Raw genomic sequence first — 17,336 nt, 5'->3', positions numbered from 1 at the left:
TTTCTTGATATAAATTCATTGCTAAAGCAATTTCATTATATCTTCCCTTCGCCTAAAGGCGAGGGATTTTTGATCCCCGAAGGGGGACATTAATTGTTCCAGCTCCTGCAAAATTAACAGTAGCAACGTTAATAATGTCACCAGTTGTTACACTATCCCCTAACATAGCTTCTCCAACTACACCATTACTGCTTATAACATTTCCTACTGTTCCATTTGCATTAACATTTAATACACCAGCAAATCCTGCTAAGTCAGTCTGACTACCAATAGTTGTAGCAGTAATAGTTCCTGCACCTGTATATGTAGCAGTACCTCCTATATTACCCGTAATTTGTCCGTCTACACCTACGCTTGCGTTACCACCAGTATTACCTGTAAGTTCACCGGAGTTTACAGTTGCATTACCATCAACATTCCCTGTAATCTCTCCATCACCTGTAATAGTTGCATCCCCGCTTATACTACCAGTTATTGAGCCGTCATTAACGGAAGCAGAGCCCTTAATAACAGCAAACACTGTTCCATCACCTTCAGCAACTGTACCGGTAAGAGCAGCAGGCGATGCAGCTGTATTAACTTGTGCATCTGCATTATTAACTGTAAAAGTGCTTGGACCAGATGGAGAAGTTATTTCAACTGTGCCAGCACCATTAAAATTAACTACTGTAACATTAGTAATGGCAGTACTTGTTCCTGCTCCTGCAAAATTAACAGTACCTGCCGGAGTCCCAGCTATACTACTTGTGACAATGCCAACTATTCCATTATTATTAATATTTACTATACCTGTCTGACCTTTAAAATCAGTTGTTCCAGTAACATTATTTACTGTGAGATTAGTTGCAGCAGCAAAATTAATACCAGTATTGACATTTCCGAGTATTAATTGACCTACTAAACCCGTAAGAAGAGGATTTACGGTGTTAATATCCGGTGTTATAGTAACATTGCCAGTTCCTGATGGTACAATTTGATTTAAAAGGTTGCCTCCCTGTCCCTGTATACCTAAACTACTTGCTCCAGTTATTGTTAAAGAACCACCAACACCTGGGTTTAAGCCAATTTTACCATTACCTAATGTACCAGGGTCTAAGCTTCCATTTAAAGTAACTGTTATATTTGTTCCATTACCCTCAATCCCTAATTCAGAGTCTTGGCTACCAAATTTCATATTATCTGTGTTAAGGCTAAAATTTGCAACTGGCTTGAGTAAATAACCTCCATTACCATTACTGTCACCAATAATTATAGAAGCAATATTTGACGAGGTAACACCCTGATCTGTAAAATTACTACCACCAGTAACAGTAAGAAGATTAAAGCCAGCAATATTAATTAGATTTGCTCCACCTGAAGCAATAACATTTCCTATAATCTGTAAATTATTAAATTTATTATTAGCCCCTATAGTCTCAGCATCTGTAGTTCCTTCAATAGTTAAAGGTTGAGTACCATTTAAGACCATGTTACTAGTACCATCAGTAAAACCATCTATACTACCACTAAAGGCTACAGTTTGTTTAGTAGGAGCAGCAAAAGTTAGACTAGAATTAGTTTGTGCAAAAGTAAGTATATTACCGCCTACTAAGAGATTAAGGTTTGGTTGATTAATTGCGTAAGTTAGTGCTCCAGGAAGCTGTGATCCTATTTGAGTACCTCCAATATCAGCAATACTAGGGTCAGTTACTGTAAGATTGGTAGCTACTGTTATTTCACCAATTGATTGGTTAATAACAGGGCTTGAAAAAACATAAGGACCTGCTGCTCCATCAAATATAAGCAGTCCATTTTGATTATTAAAAATTACTCCTGATGTAGCGGTTAATGTTCCGCCCACAGCAGCTATACCATCACTAGTAAAATTAAAATTGTTAACAGTCACATCTCCCGGAAGATTAACTAATATAGATTTAACATCAACATTACCACTTTCATCACTATTACCACTATTTTCAATATTTAACGTATCAACAGGATTACTTCCTGTAACATTTCCCCCTATGCTACCAGTAACTACGTTATTCCCAGCAAAATTTAAGTTCTGAGCTCCTCCCGCTACGGAATTAATTACATTACCCGTTATACTAACTCCAGGATCTATTATTGCTGTTGCACCCGTTCCATCTAAATCCATATTAGAGGTTATAGCTGCTTGGAACTCTGAAATACTAGAACTATTAAATTGTACTAATCCTCCTGCTCCGGTATCAATCGGTGTTTGCCATTTAAGCTGCGTGGTATTAGGAGGCAGCTTTGAAGGGTTTTGAACAATTTGAATAGTTTGGGCAAAAACATTACCGGTAATAGTTGTTACGTTAGTACCATCAGTGACGAAAGTACCTAATCTTAGAGTATTACTGCCACCAAAATTAGCACTAATTGTTGTTGGTGGAGTAGAAATATGAACACCTACTTCACCGATAGTATCACTTGAACTTACTATTGGGGTACTAGAGCTAAACTCACCGCTTGATTGATTTTCATTACTGATATATAATGTGGAAGTTTGACCTAAAAAATTTATTTTACTACCTGCCGGTTGAACGTTAATATTACCACCTGCATCAGTAATAAATTTATAAGTTGCACCATCGCTAATATTTGTGGTCCCTACAGTAGACCAAGTAGCATCACGTACTTGGAAATCTGTAATAACATTTAATGTTGCAGCTGCAGCATTAGTTACTGTAGTTTGCTTGGTGTCAGCAGTAAGATCAATTTCGTTATTATCCTGTTCCGTAGCTTTAGGAGCATTAATAGTTAATATTCCGTTATTACCAAAATCTACATTGTACAAAAAATAAGTATAAGTAGGTACATTAGAACCTAAACCTGGTGCAAAAGGACTTGAGTTATTAGATATATCTACAGCACCTTGAGCCTGTGCAAGAGTAGGTGCAGTGCCGTTCAAAGTAACATTTGAACCATTAGTTATAAACATCTGTAATGATGTATCTGCTTGATCTAAAGCTGGAGGAACAATGCTACCAATTGTGATATCATTTGGAAATATCATTGTTACATTTTTATCAGTTAGATATATCGAATTAATTAAAGGTACACTGGCATTAATACTAGTAAATGTTCCTGGAACTGTAAGTAAGGAGTTAGCATATGAATATGGTACACTCCCATCAAGATTTGTACCGCTAGCAAGATCAGCATTATTGCCTATCACATTTCGATTTATGAACGTTGATGTACCAAAAGCACTTTCTGCTGTAAGCATTGTTGCAGCCATAGAAGTACTGACTAGTGCCTTTTTTACGAAATCCTTTATGTTATTTTTTTGACTTGACATAACGTCTCCTAAAGTTTGCTTAATCTTTAAATTAAAATTTGAGATCTGTATTTTCTCAGCAAATATTATTCTGTATTGCGTGAAGATTGGTAACTACTTCGTGCAAAGGGTAATATAAAAATATTAATATTTTCGTTATGTTTAACCTTAAAAATGGTTAATAATAAAATTAATATTTTTACTCTGTATTTTAATTAATAATAAAAAAGGAATAGAAGAAATAATTAATAATTGTTAAAACAATAAAATTTTTCTGGTGCATAAATTTGTTCTATAAACAACACACTACTTTTAATTGAAAAATATTAATTATGTATAATAAGAATACGAGCAAAGCTAAGTTTTAAAGGAAAATAAGAATATTAAATGGTAACTTAAAATTGTTTTTATTTATTAAAGAAAATTAAATTTTGTAGATTTTTTGTAATAACTTCGTAAAACCTAAATAAAATTTAATTTTTCCGCTTAAATATAATTAATTTTAACCATAGTTAAAATTTTATTAAGATGAGTTAATATATACTCAATGGGTATCAAGTGGATAAGTTAATAATTGCTGCTTTCATTATTAAATAAGCTAATATTTACATATTTTTGAATAAACAAATTGATTTGTTGCAAATAATGGAGTATATAATATAGGAAATTAACTCTCGGGGCGTAGCGCAGCCTGGTAGCGCATCTGGTTTGGGACCAGAGGGTCGGGAGTTCGAATCTCTCCGCCCCGACCATTATGAATATAAATTAATGTCAAAAGATGATCTCATTCAGTTTACAGGTACAGTAATTGAGCTTGCACCTAACGCTACTTTTAGAGTGAAGTTGGAAAATGGTCATGTAATTATTGCTCACACCGCTGGTAGAATGCGTAAAAATCGTATTAGAATATTATTGGGTGATAAAGTTACAGTAGAAATGACCCCTTACGATTTAACTAAGGGACGTGTGATTCTTCGTCACCAATCTTAAGCATGCAATATCGATCAAAAAACCTACCTATAATACTAGCATCACAGTCACCTGCAAGGGTTGAGCTTCTTAAAAGAATTAAAATTACACCTGCACAAATTATTCCAGCAGATATAGACGAAACGCCTAATCTACGTGAATCACCAAATCACTTAGCTACAAGGCTTGCTTACGAAAAAGCTACAAAAGTTGCCTCTCAAATAGAAGATTCTGCTATTATCATAGCAGCAGATACTGTAACGGCACTTGGAAGAAGAATATTGCCCAAAGCAAGCAGTCCTGAAGAAGTAAGATATTGTATGAATATATTATCCGGACGTCGTCATCGTGTTTATACCGGTTTATGTATTATCAAAAAAGATAAAGATCAATTGGTAATTAGGCAGAAAATAGTCCAAACAGTCGTTAAGTTTAAAAGATTAAGTGAAGAAGAGCTAAATTTTTATTGCTCACTAGATGAAGGAATTGATAAAGCTGGAGGATGTAAAATCTCTGGTTATGCCGAAGCTTTCATTTCATTTATTGCTGGCTCTTATTCAAATGTTATGGGACTACCATTATTTGAAACAGTAAACTCCCTGAATTCTCTGGGATTTATAAGTTATAAATAAACATCATCTTACTTTTTGCACTGACCGTGCGGATCAACTCAATCTTGTCATCCCGTGGCGACATTGTTGTGTGATTCCGATGTCATTCCTGCGAAAGCAGGAATCTAGTATAAAGCGAAATAACCTAAGCTTTTAATTTTAAAAATTTGCTGTATTTATGCTTTTTTCCTGGATTCCCGCTTTTAGCTAAGAATGACATATATGGCGGTTTTCGATTCACACGAGCAACAATAATCATTTCCCATTAATCAATTTTTTAAAGTAGTTGATTTTATATGACCAGAAGTAATTTTCATTACTTTTTAAGGCTTTTATATCTAAAACGAAATCATTCTCATCATAGATAAAAATTTTAATTAGCTTGAGATATGATAAAGTACCAAGGATAATAGAGCGAAATAAGCCCAGGAAAGATTTTAGTAATTGTTTGTCAATTATAAGTATAATTTTATTGCATGGCGATTTGAATAAACTACGAATTAGAGTATAATAAGCATAAGATTTATAGGGCTTCTTAGCTAAAATAAACTCTATCATTAAATCCCTATCTATGCCATTTGGATAGATTTCTCGCAATAATTCTTCACTTTTAATAATAAAATCTAAATATGGCTCAATAAGGGCTATTCTTTTTTCTACAATATTGTTCATAGCGGTTTAATCTCCTTTAAATTAATTTAATTTTGATCACCAAAAAAGCAAAGCCTAATTGGTGACCGGGGAGTTCGAAAACCGTCGACAAGAACAGCTGAGTAGCTTTTAGGCTTAAAGTATTAACTTTAAGCCCTGAACATGGCTACAACCTCCCCGACCCTGATATGATCGAGGAAAATCATTTAAAGGCTGATTTAAACCTCTTGCCGTTAGGGTTTCGACACCCAAGAACAGCCTTTAGCTGCTCCAAAATGATTCTAGGCAAAACTTTAAATAAGTCAATCTGATTTTGTAAGTTTTTAACTGCAATTTAGATAAACAATTGTAGAAAACCAAAGCGGAGCGTATACTTAATACGTGAGCACCACAGTGCTTATAGAACGACGACGCCAATTTTTCAAGTTCATCAAGTCTACGCTATTTTTTGATATTCAAAATATATCTTCCTAACCGCATAAATCCAAGCAAGGCATACAAAAGTAAATACCACCATTAGAACAGGTGAGATAGAGGTAAAAGTTGCAGTTGGGACTATGGTAAATATAATAGATTGTACAAGCCCACTTGATGATTTACCAACTTTTGCACTTATCACGTCAACAGCAGCTTTACCTTTCGTTTTTAACTCTTGATCAAGAGGGATATATAGCATTTCTCTTGAAGTATCCCATATAGAATACTTTGTTCCCTTAGCTAAAATATTCTGAATCCCGCCAATAGATACAGCAAGGGCAAGAGGTGACATTAGAATTGCTCCATCAAATAATGAGAGAATTTTTTGATCAAATACAATAAGCACAAAGAATAAAACACCGGTAACCATTATTATCACAGGTGAGATTACGGCAGCAACAAACCAGTTGTGCATACGCATAACATTATTACCGATAATAGTCATAACCATAATGGCAACGCCGGTCCAAAGTATATATAGACTGTTGAATTCAGCATAAGTATTAACAGTTGGGTATAGCTCCTTAATTTTTGCTTTCCATACGGCTTCAACTAAATTAATAGCAAAACCAAATGCTGCCGAACAGATTAAAAGTAGCCATAAATATTTAGATTTTGCAATATATTTAAAGCTTTTAATAATCCCCATACGCTCGGAAGTTGACCGCCCACTTTTTGCCTTGGCGTAAAATAATGGATTGGTAAAAACATTTCTGCTAATAAAACGAATTAGTAGACAACAAATAACTGCAACGATTGTAACCAAAATAGTTGATATTTGTACTAAAGTGATTTTGCTGTCAGAAATATTTATAAAGTGCTTCACAATAGTTTCTTCAGATGATAAATTCATCATTAAGAAGCCAACCAATATTAAAGATGAATTACCGAATAACGAGAAAAGCGTATAGAATCTTTTAGCTTCTTCAGTAGTAGTAAGCTCATTAGCGAATTGCCAAAATAATAATACATAAAAAATATTAGGCCAAAGCTCGGCAAGACTATAATATACTATATAACCCCAATTACCTATTAATGATATATACCATTTAAAATGCGGGTAGCGTTCCATCCAATCAGCTAGATGGTCCGGATGTACATGAAAAACATGAATATTAGGATAGATAACAAAAGCAAATAAAACAAAGAAACCGATAAAAAATGCAGTTAAATAATAAAAAATCTTCTCAAAAGTGAGATGATTAATCATTTTAGCATAAATAATTAAAAATAAAGCAGCTGCAGGTGTAACACAATAAACTTTAGCAAAACCGGCTATCTCTGCACTGATTTCAGAAATTAAAATGCTATCTTTTAATATGCGTAAAATATTTTGATTGAATAAAATGCAAAACATCAAGGCACTCATCGGAATAAACTTTCCGAGTTCGTAATTATGAATAGGCCAAAAAGCGGCTCTAAATTTGGTTTTAAACGGTCGCGATGATGAGGTACTTAGCATTATAAAGCCCTAGGGGACAAAAAAAAAACTTAAGCACTTCGAGATTTTATAAAAAGATATTTTCTCTAAAAAATTTAGAGGCTATATACTGTTTTGTTACATTCTGAAGATGCGAAAGTTTATATAATATTTTTGGTTCAATGTCAAGAAAGATTAACATAATATAAGAAAGTTAGGATGCAGAATAACGATAAATATCAGGAATATTTTGACCTATATAATAGTTACGCAAAAAATCATAATTTAGGTAATAGATATTTAGAAACGGGGGAGATAATAAAGCAAACTGAATATTATAGGTTAGTGTATTATTGCTCAACCAATGTCATACCGCGGCTTGACCGCGGTATCTTTCATCACAGGCTGCATTCTGAGATCCCGCGATTGAGTCGCGGGATGACAAATAAACACATTAAGACATTCCTAATCATCCCTTCCATTTTCAATTCACCGGAAATATTTTTCTTAAGCCGCAATAAAAGCTTTATAGAGAATTTAAGAGAACAAGGTGAAGTTTATTTAATAGATTGGTTAGAGGTTAAAGAATCAAACTATTTATTAGATGATTACGTACATAAAATAGTTGAAGTTATAAATAATTTAAATGTGAATAATATTAATTTGATAGGGCATTGTATCGGCGGCAATCTTGCAATAGCTGCAAATATAATCGCATCTAAATCTATAAAAACTTTAACTTTACTAACCTGCCCTTGGGATTTTTCTCACTTCTTTTATGTAAAAATGTTGCATCAATATTTGAAGCTAGATGCTTACATAGAAAATTTGCCGTTAATTCCCAAAATTCATATTCAGATTTTATTTTTTCTGCTATTCCCTGATTATTTTCAGGTTAAGCTGGATAAATTTTTTTCCTTAACTTCCGAAAAAGAGCAAGAACTAGCTTTCAGAATTGAAAACTGGCTAATGTCCGGTCATGATATACCGAACGACACTTATAATCAGATTATGCAGAATATATTAGGTGAAAATATGTTTATGAATTTAAAATGGAAAGTAGGTGGCACAGTAATTGACCCAGGCGTAATTAACTGCCCTGTATATATCGTAGCTGCAAAAAATGATCAAATAGTGCCTGAATCTTCTATTTTATCTTTGCAAAAATTGTTTAAAAACTCTACTCTTATAGAAGTACCAGGCGGACATATTAGTTATTTGATAAATAATAAACTAGCGGATTTATTTTAACATTAAGGTCATCCCGTAGCTTGTCCACGGGATGACCTCGAAGACAATTCTTGAGCCATGCGGGCAATGCCGCCACGGAATGACAGGAATGTAACAAATATTATTTTTAAGGAGTATATATCATGATAAAACCGGTTTACATCACTCATGCGAAAAGAACGGCTTTCGGTTCGTTTATGGGTAGTCTTAGTACTACTCCTGCACCGATGATTGCAACGCATTTAATAAAAGATATTCTGCAAAATAGTAAAATTGATCCGGCTTTAATAAATGAGGTAATACTTGGACAGGTGATAACGGGGGGTAGCGGACAAAATCCGGCAAGACAAACTCTAATTCATGCAGGTATCCCTAAAGAAGTACCAGGATATACGATCAATAAAGTTTGCGGTTCAGGTCTTAAAACTGTAGCACTTGCAGCAGCCTCAATTATGACTGGTGATAACGATATCGTGATAGCAGGCGGGCAGGAAAATATGTCGCTTGGTATGCATGGCAGTTATATAAGAGCAGGAGCTAAATTCGGTGATATTAAAATGGTTGATCTAATGCAATATGATGGATTAACTGATGTATTCTCAGGAGTATTTATGGGTATTACTGCTGAAAATATTTCAAAGCAATTTAATATTACTAGAGAGCAACAAGATGAATTTGCCTTAAGCTCACATCAAAAAGCTGCAAAAGCCCAGAAAGCCGGAATATTTAAAGATGAGATTTTGCCTATTGAAGTAACTGTCAAGAAAACTACTAGCTTATTTGATCATGATGAGACAGTTAGACCTGACACTACCCTTGAGATTTTAGGTAAATTACGCCCTGCATTCGATAAAAATGGCACTGTTACTGCCGGTAATGCTTCATCAATTAATGATGGTGCTGCGTGCCTTATGGTAGTGTCTGAAGAGGCTCTAAAAAAGCATAATCTAACTCCTCTTGCTCGTATTGTTTCTTATGCTCAAGCCGGTGTTGATCCAAGTATTATGGGGACTGCTCCCGTTCCTGCCTCTCAAAAAGCTCTAAGCAAAGCCGGTTGGAGCATTAACGATCTAGATCTTATTGAAGTAAATGAGGCTTTTGCCGCTCAAAGTATTTATGTTAATCGTGAAATGAAATGGGATATGAATAAGGTTAATGTGAATGGCGGAGCAATAGCAATCGGACATCCGATCGGTGCTAGCGGCGGACGTGTTCTTGTTACTTTAATACATGGATTAAGAATAAATAAAGCTAAAAAAGGCTTGGTAACACTATGTATCGGTGGCGGTATGGGTATAGCTATGTGCGTTGAAACGATTTAAATATAACTTGTCATTTAATAAAAAATGCCATATTATAAAAAATGTTAATTATGTATAATAATCATAAAAGGGAAAATGTGGAAAGAGTATTAACTAGCATGGATCAACATGGCAGAGTGCTTATACCTGCGCCAATCAGAGTAAGGTTTAATATGCACCCTGGTGAAAAAATAACTATAAAAATTGAAAATAATGAAGTAAAAATTATAAACTCTGATAATGTAATTGATGAAATCCATAAGATTTTTATGAAAAACCAACATAATAAAAAAATTTCCATAGTAGATGATTTTATAGCTAATAAACGTCAAGAATATTTCATAGAAGAAGCAAGAAGTAAAAAATAATGTCAAAAATAATATTTGATGCATCGGCATTAATTGCTTTATTTGCTAAGGAAAAAGGTTATCTTTTTATTAAAAAGCACATGAAAGATGGAATTATTTCAAGCGTGAACATTGCTGAGGTGTACAAATATTGTATAGAAATGCAAGGCTTAAAGAAAGAAGATGCTGAGACTATTATTAAATTATCAGATATAAAAATTATAGATTTTTGTCATGATCAAGCTCTAATTAGTGCAAGTATTATTAATAAAACCAAAGCTTATTGGTTTATCACTTGGAGATAGAGCATGTATTGCACTTGCCATATTTAAAAATTATCCCATTCTTACTTGCGATAAAATTTGGGAAAAACTAGAATTAGATATTCAATTTATTATGGCACGATAATTAAATAGGTAATAATGACTATAGTGTGTCGTGATATATATCTGATATAATATCCCTACAACCTAATAATGCATCATTGCAGTGTGTCATTATATTTACAGACTCACGAAATACCGAAAAATCAGAAAATGCTTCCGGTTCGTAATTCTTCCAATAATTTTCAGCTTCTTCTATATTATTACAAGCACGCTTTAGCTTCTGACCGAAATGCTCAAAAATATTTCCTAAGTTTTTTGCCCAGCTCCACGCTATAAGATAGTTAGGATTAGAATCTGTAGAATCTTTAAGAGAATTTAGCTTAAAATACTCTAATAGATTAGAAAAGTTATCGATGAATTTATGAGAAGTTAGTGATTTATCCGGTACATATTCAGAATCAATTTTGTGAAATATTTTTAACCTTTTTAAGCATATAGGTATTTCCTTAGCAAGCTCTACATAACGAGAAGCAGGATATTTTGTGCTATGAAAATTAAAATTTTGACTATTACCTATCCTGTCTGTATCCTTGATTGAATATGCGGTAGTATCATCAATTAAACAAGAAAATATATAAAACTTACGGCAGCTAATTGCATGGTTGGTGACCAGTTTGTAGGATTCCAAGAAGACCAGACACTAGAGGCTATATATTTAATGACTTCCTTATTATTATCCATTACACTTGCTCCTTTCAATTTAAATTGAAAAAAATATATTGAATGAATTTATAAAAAATACAAAAAGATTTATTAAGAATAATTAGCAATTTAGTAATAAATGTGTGAATTATACACATATCTTAGAGCCTGTCTTGAAAAGATATAAGAAATAATTTATATTGTCAAAAAATAATAAAGTAGGAATATGTATCCCAGTGATATAGTGGAAGAAGAAAGGATACATTTAGCTCCATTTGTTGGTCCTTGCAAGATAGGACGGTCACGTAAACATAATATAAGAGATATAATTAATGGCATTCGTTACGTAATGAGGAGTAGTTGTCAGTGACGATTATTACCTAAAGATTTTCCCCCATGGCAAACAGTATATGACTATTATTTACGTTGGCGTAAGAATGGTAGATGGCAAGAAATACATGATAGATTAGTCCAAAAAGTAAGGGAGAAAGAAAGTAAGAAATCCACTCCTACTGTAGGGATTATAGATAGTCAGTCTGTTAAGACTACCCAAAAAGGGGAGCTAGAGGATATGATGCAGGCAAGAAGATTAAGGGTAGGAAACGCCATATAGTTACAGATACACTTGGTTTAGTATTATCATGTGAAGTACATTCAGCAGGTATACAAGACAGAGATGGTACTAAAAATGTAATAATCAAGGCAAAAGCAAAATATCCTAGTATTATCAAATTTTTTGCAGATAGTGGTTATGCTGGAGCATCACAAATTTGGTGTTTTTTAACTGTAAGAGCATTACTGACAATTTCTCGTAAAATTGTTGATCAAGTGGGGTTTAAAGTGATTCCCAAGCGTTGGATAGTTGAACGTACTTTTGGCTGGCTCAATAATTTTCGTCGTATGAGTAAAGACTATGAGCATAACTATAAAACTTCAGAACATATTATTTATATCAATATGATTACACTTATGCTTAAAAAATTGACTAAACCTTAATTTCAAGACAGACTCTTAGAGCTATAAATAGTAATATAAAAAAGTTGTTTACAACCTATATTTTCACACTTAGGATATTTTCTATTTTAAGTAGAAAATTTTGTCTATGTATAATCAATCGGACGAGCAAGTTAAATCTATCTTAGATGTATGGAAGATTATTGAAGTACTAACCCCCTTTAAAAATGATACTTTAACTAAATATTTTGAAGCAATAGAGGGATATAAAGAAAGACAAGATAAACGAGAAAAATTTTATTATGAACTAGAAGATCATGAAGCCCTCTATTTATTAAAGGATGCTCCTTTTGAAGATTTTGATAAAAATGAGCTGAAGGTAGATTTAACTAAAAATAAAGTTGAAGTTTATTGGAATATTTATTTAGGATATTTAAAATGGTCAGAAGCAGAAGTAGCTATCCTAAAAAAATAAATAAGTTATCACAAATAAACGAAGAAGTTTTACAAGATCACATCAACCAAAATAATTTAGCCCTCACTCCTATTGCCGCACTAACAATAGACGAAAATATGATCTATATGCCAAATACAATGGTTATTTCCACAGCAGCTTACGCATTAGGAGAAATTACAAGACATGATTTTTGCGAAGAAGATTTCAAAAAACTAATTAACTTTAATGATGTAGATAATAACTTAATAAACGAGGCATTGAATTTTGCAGAAATTATACCTTTAGGAGGAAGAAAGTTAAACTTAGAAAGCATCAAAAATATTATTAATTTCTTAGTTGAAGAATTTGCAATTGATCAAAAATATTTAGTTAGTCATTCTGAAATTTGCGTTAGAAGAGTTGTATCAATTGAAGAAATAGATGAAGAAAAAGAGAATAAACAAAACTCTAAGGATATTTCAAAGAATGAAAATGCTAATTTCTCTAAAGTGCCATCTTTAGAAATGTTTAATAGTTTTTTTCTAAAACCTCTTAGCTTTGTTAGATATAATATCAAAAATATTTCTAACGGATCAGCAATTTCTAAATATTTAGGAAAAGAAAATAAACCAGATTCTATAGATGTGCTAGAAAATATAGATGTTTTAAAAGATTTACTTTCTCCAAATAAAATGTCGTTTTCTCGTTGGCCATCATCACCGCAAAATTCACCAGCCGCTTTACAAGCAGCAGCGGTTAATACAATATTACTTAATTCTTCAGAAAATCTTTTTGCTGTTAATGGTCCGCCAGGAACAGGAAAAACAACTCTAATGTTTGATATTATTGCAAATCTTTACGTTGAAAGAGCTTTAAAACTAACTGATTTAACGTGTCCTACCGACGGCTTTGGTAAAGATACAAAAAACTATTCCAATCTTTCGTCATCCAAAGTTTTTACGCATTATATAAAAGCTTTAAAGCCGGAGTTACAAAATTACGGTATGGTTGTAGCTTCATCAAACAATAATGCCGTTGAAAATATATCTAAAGAAATATCTTTGTATAGCAAAATAGATGCTCTATATCACAAAGATTTGAGTTATTTTAAGCAGCTTTTACCTAGCAAAGATAAAAATCTAAGCTGGGGTACTTTTGCAGCAGCTTTAGGTAATAATAAAAATAAAGCAAAATTTACAAATAAGTTTTGGAAATATAAGCAAAATAAAGATAATAAGAGAGAAGTTCATCACGCAATGCTTCAATATCTTAATTTACTAAATAACAATGGATGTAAAGATAAAGCTCCTGAACATTATAAACCTGAATATTATAGTGCAGGAATTAAAGATGAATGGAACAAAGCTTGTACTGAATTTTAACCTTACATAAGGAAATTGATCAAACTTATAAATATATTGAGTCGGTTATTGATCTTAATAAGGAAAGACGCAGCATATTGAAAAAACATGATATTTATGAAGATAATGAGCGTACAAAAAAAATATTTAGAATCGATTTTAACCAATACAAAAAATCAAATAGAACTCAATAAAAGAAAAATTGGCGATTACGATCTAGGTTATTTCAAATCTCTTCATAAATTATTCAAAACAAGAACATATCATACACATAAAGAATTATTACAAAAACACGAAGATCAGTTAAATTATGAAAAATCAATCGTAACTGATCTTAAAAGACTGATAGACATAGGCGAGCTTTTATTAGAACCGCATAAATTTTTAAAAGATAGAAATTTTGATATTGAGGCTTTTGAAAATGATTCATTTTGGAATAAAAAATTAAGTGATTTACATAAAACTCAACCTTGCTTTAATATTGAATTTGAAAAATTAAAATCAAAATTATTTATTCAGGCAGTTAAGTTACATGAAATATTTATACATGCTAATGCTGATAGTTTTTGGCATAGCTTGAAGTATTTTTTTGATATAGTAATGAATTCTTCCATAAAGGGTGATACTGAAATGAATAAAATTGCTTGGCAAAATTTCTTTATGGTTGTACCGCTTGTCTTAACAACTTTCCATTCATTTGATAAAATGTTTAACAGTGTTGAACATAATGAAATTTCTTGGTTACTTGTTGATGAAGCAGGGCAAATACCTCCACAATATGCAGCTAGTGCTATTTTTAAGTCTAAGAATGTTATAATAGTAGGCGATCCGATGCAAACAGAACCGGTTTCTATACTTAAACAAGATTTAACTGAAGCATTATGTAAAAAGTTTAATATTTTATCTACAGATTGGTCACCGCATAAAGTTTCCGTGCAACATTTAGCAGATCGTAATTCCTTATATCAAACTAAATATAGCAAAAGTATAGCTTAATGCGATAAGGTAGTGACTTTTTCAAGAGCATAGTAAACCGCATCAAAAAAGTGCTCAAAATTATAAACAGTTTTTCTTATTTCGTTCTTGATTTTAAACCAGTAATGCTCAATAGGATTTAAATCAGGAGAGTAAGTTGGTAAAAATAAAATACTGCAACCAACAGATTCAATTAACGTTTTCACTTTTGTACTTTTATGAAAATTAATATTATCCATTACTACTATCTGACCAGGCTTTAACTCTTTGATCAATATCTCTTGTACATAAGTTTCAAAAATGTCCTTATTACATGTCCCATCAAATATTATTGGGGCAATAATATCTTTGGCAGACACCCCAGCAATCATACTAATCCGTGATTTATGTTGATAGACCCTTTCACCATAACATCTTTGACCGATAATGCTCCACCCGTGTTCTCTACAGCTATTATCTTCTATCCCAGATTCATCGATAAATACTAAATCTTGTTTGTCTATAGTTTTTAGTTTCAATATAAACTCATTCCTTAGACCAACATCTCTTTTGGGATGAAGAAAAGTTTTTTTTATAACTATAACCTAATTTATTAAGCAATCTTGATATCGTACTTGCAGATACTTTTTGACTCCAGTTGTTAGCTAGTTCCATGGTGGTTTTATCAAAATTTAATTCTATAAATTTTTTAAATCCTTCTATGTCTCTTATTATTCTACGATGTCCTGTATGATAACCACTTTTTGCTTTGATATCGCCGGTTTGTTTCTTTAATTTTTTCCATTCTATTATAGTCTTCCTACTAATAGAGTATATCTCAGAAGTCTCTTTTATTGTTTTACCATCTGTTAAACTTTTTATTACTCGTATTCTTAAATCGTATGAATATGCCTTTGCCATAAGTTTTTCATTTAGTATAATCTAACTCATACTCTAAGTCACTATCTTATCGCATTAAGCTATATTATCCTATTCCTTACTTAGGATTAGGGCTTATTTTTGAAAATGAACAACCTAAAAAAGCACTAGCATTTTTTAATAAAGCTATAAATATGGCAAATAATTTTTATATAGATATGGTAAATTAAGTTGAAGTTTGCGTATTAAAGAATTGAATTAAAGCATTATATAATTGATCAAATTGAGTAATTTTAGCTTTAATCCATCGCTTCATATTGGCCCAAAATTTCTCTATTGGATTTAGATCAGAGGAGTAAGGTGGTAAGAATATTATCCTACAACCTACTGATTCTATTAGTTCTTTGGTCCTTTGAGACTTATGGAAAGCAGCGTTATCCATCACTACAACTTGTCCAGGTTTTAGCTCTTTTATTAAAAATTCTCCAACCCAACTTTCAAATAATTGTCTATTACATGTTCCATTAAATATCATCGGTGCTATACACTCTTTATTAACATAACCAGCTATGATATTTGTTCTGTTGTAATATTTACCGCTTTTTTTACCAATAAGTTTTTCGCTTTTTTTGCCCCATCCTCTATCTTTGCAGATATTTATCTCAATACCACTTTCATCAATATATACAAGATGTTCTATTGGTGTATCTTTTATGACCTCTTGGTACTTATCTCGCTTTTCTTGACTTGCTTCCAAGTAGGAAAAGTCTTTTTTTTATAGCTAAAACCTAGTTGCTTTAACCAATAATACGCACCCACAGAACTCATATTAAAATACGTACCCATTTCTAATAATGTGAAATTAGGATTAGAACTCACGTACAACTCAACATCTTGACTTGTTACCCGTCCTTTTTTGCCTCCTATTCTTCTTGCTAAATAATGTCCTTCGGACTTATATCTCTTATACCAATTCCTTACTGTGTTTGCTGCTATTTCAAATCTTATCGCAGTGCTATTGCAGCTATTACCTCTTTCTACATATCCTATAACTCTTTTTCTAAAATCTTGACTATATGATCTTGGCATTTTCCTTTATATATATCATCCCTATACTCAAACCTCAACTTAATTTACTATAGTTGATAGAGATAATTTAATCAAAAAATTTATTAGCGATATAATATTAGATGCCACTAGCTCAGATTCTAAAATTATCGGTAATCTCAGTACGCTTATTTGTGAAACAGCAAGAATTATTAAGGGAGGAGATGTTATTACAGAGCAAAGTAATGTTATAATTTCCGGTGAAGTTTCTGAAAAAATACATGACAGCGATAGTTTGTAATGCATTCCATAAGTTAACGTTTCATTGGTTTTCAGTCATTGCAAGCGAATAAAATGAGCGTGGCAATCTAGAAGGAGTAATAAAAAA

The 17,336-nt window shown here is 32.3% G+C and carries 18 protein-coding genes, 1 tRNA gene and 1 pseudogene; 13 read left to right on the top strand and 7 right to left on the bottom strand.

The features are described from left to right. Positions 1-52: 52 nt before the first annotated feature. Entirely contained in the window at positions 53-3,304 is a 3,252-nt protein-coding gene (locus ACICQC_RS00950; RefSeq protein ID WP_395477069.1) for a beta strand repeat-containing protein, read from the bottom strand. 654 nt (positions 3,305-3,958) lie between these two features. Here ACICQC_RS00950 and ACICQC_RS00945 point away from each other — a divergent pair. From ACICQC_RS00945 to ACICQC_RS00935, 3 genes are all read left to right on the top strand, one after another. Next, positions 3,959-4,035 (top strand) — tRNA-Pro (locus tag ACICQC_RS00945). 16 nt (positions 4,036-4,051) lie between these two features. Beyond that, positions 4,052-4,273: a translation initiation factor IF-1 gene (gene infA, locus ACICQC_RS00940; RefSeq protein ID WP_011476840.1), complete on the top strand. Its 222-nt coding sequence runs from the start codon at positions 4,052-4,054 to the stop codon at positions 4,271-4,273. 2 nt (positions 4,274-4,275) lie between these two features. Then, positions 4,276-4,884: a Maf family protein gene (locus ACICQC_RS00935; RefSeq protein ID WP_395477068.1), complete on the top strand. Its 609-nt coding sequence runs from the start codon at positions 4,276-4,278 to the stop codon at positions 4,882-4,884. 234 nt (positions 4,885-5,118) lie between these two features. Here the strand turns inward: ACICQC_RS00935 and ACICQC_RS00930 are convergent, their stop codons facing one another. Both ACICQC_RS00930 and tlc5 read right to left on the bottom strand, forming a co-directional pair. Next, a complete protein-coding gene (locus ACICQC_RS00930) occupies positions 5,119-5,535 on the bottom strand; it encodes a hypothetical protein (RefSeq protein WP_395477067.1) in 417 nt (138 codons plus the stop codon). A 415-nt stretch (positions 5,536-5,950) separates the two neighbouring features. After that, the gene (gene tlc5, locus ACICQC_RS00925) at positions 5,951-7,453 is read right to left on the bottom strand and encodes a GTP/GDP exchange transporter Tlc5 (protein ID WP_395477066.1); all 1,503 of its coding nucleotides are present in this window, start codon (positions 7,451-7,453) and stop codon (positions 5,951-5,953) included. 177 nt (positions 7,454-7,630) lie between these two features. Here tlc5 and ACICQC_RS00920 point away from each other — a divergent pair, with 177 nt between their 5' ends. The 4 genes from ACICQC_RS00920 (at position 7,631) to ACICQC_RS00905 (ending at position 10,594) form a co-directional block, all read left to right on the top strand. Next, entirely contained in the window at positions 7,631-8,662 is a 1,032-nt protein-coding gene (locus ACICQC_RS00920; protein ID WP_395477065.1) for an alpha/beta fold hydrolase, read from the top strand. Positions 8,663-8,784: 122 nt separating this feature from the next. Next, positions 8,785-9,963, top strand: coding sequence for an acetyl-CoA C-acetyltransferase (locus ACICQC_RS00915; RefSeq protein WP_395477064.1), 1,179 nt, complete (start codon positions 8,785-8,787; stop codon positions 9,961-9,963). Positions 9,964-10,013: 50 nt separating this feature from the next. Beyond that, entirely contained in the window at positions 10,014-10,310 is a 297-nt protein-coding gene (locus ACICQC_RS00910; RefSeq protein ID WP_395477063.1) for an AbrB/MazE/SpoVT family DNA-binding domain-containing protein, read from the top strand. Next, complete coding sequence (locus ACICQC_RS00905; protein ID WP_395477062.1) at positions 10,310-10,594, top strand: PIN domain-containing protein; 285 nt, start codon at positions 10,310-10,312, stop codon at positions 10,592-10,594. Before ACICQC_RS00910 ends, ACICQC_RS00905 begins: the two co-directional genes overlap by 1 nt. Positions 10,595-10,715: 121 nt before the next feature. On the opposite strand, the gene ACICQC_RS00900 is transcribed toward ACICQC_RS00905, so the two are convergent. Further along, positions 10,716-11,303: a hypothetical protein gene (locus ACICQC_RS00900; protein ID WP_395477061.1), complete on the bottom strand. Its 588-nt coding sequence runs from the start codon at positions 11,301-11,303 to the stop codon at positions 10,716-10,718. A gap of 240 nt (positions 11,304-11,543) precedes the next feature. On the opposite strand from ACICQC_RS00900, the gene ACICQC_RS00895 reads away from it, so the two are divergent. The 6 genes and pseudogenes from ACICQC_RS00895 (at position 11,544) to ACICQC_RS00870 (ending at position 15,064) form a co-directional block, all read left to right on the top strand. Then, positions 11,544-11,687: a hypothetical protein gene (locus ACICQC_RS00895; protein ID WP_395476275.1), complete on the top strand. Its 144-nt coding sequence runs from the start codon at positions 11,544-11,546 to the stop codon at positions 11,685-11,687. A 42-nt stretch (positions 11,688-11,729) separates the two neighbouring features. After that, a pseudogene (locus ACICQC_RS00890) lies at positions 11,730-11,930 on the top strand (transposase); the annotation flags it as partial. Then, entirely contained in the window at positions 11,906-12,313 is a 408-nt protein-coding gene (locus tag ACICQC_RS00885; protein WP_395477656.1) for a transposase, read from the top strand. The pseudogene ACICQC_RS00890 and the gene ACICQC_RS00885, both read left to right, overlap by 25 nt. Before the next feature lie 106 nt (positions 12,314-12,419). Then, complete coding sequence (locus ACICQC_RS00880; RefSeq protein ID WP_395477060.1) at positions 12,420-12,746, top strand: hypothetical protein; 327 nt, start codon at positions 12,420-12,422, stop codon at positions 12,744-12,746. Next, complete coding sequence (locus ACICQC_RS00875; protein WP_395477059.1) at positions 12,710-14,089, top strand: hypothetical protein; 1,380 nt, start codon at positions 12,710-12,712, stop codon at positions 14,087-14,089. Before ACICQC_RS00880 ends, ACICQC_RS00875 begins: the two co-directional genes overlap by 37 nt. Positions 14,090-14,194: 105 nt before the next feature. Beyond that, the gene (locus ACICQC_RS00870) at positions 14,195-15,064 is read left to right on the top strand and encodes a hypothetical protein (RefSeq protein ID WP_395477058.1); all 870 of its coding nucleotides are present in this window, start codon (positions 14,195-14,197) and stop codon (positions 15,062-15,064) included. Here the strand turns inward: ACICQC_RS00870 and ACICQC_RS00865 are convergent. The 3 genes from ACICQC_RS00865 to ACICQC_RS00855 all read right to left on the bottom strand — a co-directional run bounded on the left by ACICQC_RS00865 (position 15,061) and on the right by ACICQC_RS00855 (position 16,990). Further along, positions 15,061-15,943, bottom strand: a protein-coding gene (locus ACICQC_RS00865) for an IS630 family transposase (protein WP_395476497.1) whose coding sequence is annotated in 2 segments (ribosomal slippage) — positions 15,061-15,615 and positions 15,617-15,943 — 882 coding nt in all. Because the reading frame shifts where the segments join, the coding sequence is not laid out codon by codon here. The genes ACICQC_RS00870 and ACICQC_RS00865 overlap by 4 nt on opposite strands. A 184-nt stretch (positions 15,944-16,127) precedes the next feature. Further along, a complete protein-coding gene (locus ACICQC_RS00860) occupies positions 16,128-16,658 on the bottom strand; it encodes an IS630 family transposase (protein WP_395477057.1) in 531 nt (176 codons plus the stop codon). After that, positions 16,613-16,990: an IS630 transposase-related protein gene (locus ACICQC_RS00855; RefSeq protein WP_395476240.1), complete on the bottom strand. Its 378-nt coding sequence runs from the start codon at positions 16,988-16,990 to the stop codon at positions 16,613-16,615. Before ACICQC_RS00855 ends, ACICQC_RS00860 begins: the two co-directional genes overlap by 46 nt. Positions 16,991-17,336 lie beyond the last annotated feature (346 nt).

The sequence above is a fragment of the Rickettsia endosymbiont of Pantilius tunicatus genome, assembly GCF_964291875.1.
Taxonomy (GTDB): Bacteria; Pseudomonadota; Alphaproteobacteria; order Rickettsiales; family Rickettsiaceae; genus Rickettsia.
This window is presented reverse-complemented; position numbering and strand designations above follow the sequence as displayed.